Source organism: Actinoallomurus acaciae, from assembly GCF_042429965.1.
GTDB lineage: Bacteria > Actinomycetota > Actinomycetes > Streptosporangiales > Streptosporangiaceae > Actinoallomurus > Actinoallomurus acaciae.
On record NZ_JBHLZP010001208.1, the window covers coordinates 1 to 780 of the forward strand.

The 780-nt window shown below is 76.5% G+C and carries 1 protein-coding gene; it reads right to left on the bottom strand.

The genetic code is table 11. The features are described from left to right. A partial coding sequence (locus ACFFNX_RS51670; protein WP_378213854.1) for a glycosyltransferase occupies positions 1-759 on the bottom strand: 759 nt, incomplete at its 3' end. Between the last annotated feature and the right edge of the window lie 21 nt (positions 760-780).

A 780-nucleotide genomic window follows, 5' to 3' on the forward strand; every position in this document is an offset into this window, starting at 1 on the left:
CCGGGCGCGGCGTTCCGGCACGGACGAGCAGATGACGAGCCGGAGCCCGGTCAGGTCGGCGAGCCGGGCGAACGCGCGGAGCAGCACGTCGAGCCCCTGCCACGGCTGCAGCGCGCCCACGTAGACGACGTATCGCTCCGGCGCGTCGTGCGGGCGCGGCGTCTCGGGCGGCACGTCGGCGCCGTTCGGCACCAGGTGGATCCGGTCTTCGGGCACGCCCCGCCGCGCGAGCGCGGACGCGATCACTCCCGAGGGCACGACGACCGCGTCCGCCCGCTCCAGACAGCGGTCCTCCAACCCGGCGATCCGGGCGAGCGTGGCCGGCGGCGCCGAGGGCCAGGTGTGGGCCAGTTCGATGGAGGGCAGCCCGTTCACCTCGTACACCACGCGGTACCGCCGGCCGGGCGCCGTCACGACGGGCAGGGCGCTCCACGGGTCGCGAACGTGACAGACCCGCAGCGTGGCGGCGTGCGGCGCCAGGTGCGCGGCGACCCAGGCGGAGTAGGCCTCCGCGCGGTCGATCAGGTTGGGGATCCGCTCGCCGAACCGGGCGATCTCGACGCCGCGGTCCGGTTCCCACTGGTAGCGCGGCAGGGCGCCCCCGCCGAGCACGCCGAGCAGGCCGCCGCCGAACTCCTCGAACAGCGCGGCCGCCATCTGCCCGATGTGCACCGCGGAGCCCTTGCTGGAGGGAAACCGGTCGAAGGCGAAGTACGCCGCGCGGACCTCCCGCCACCGCGGCGCGCGTGGCGCGGTCACGCCGGCCGCCCCGCGTGGCCG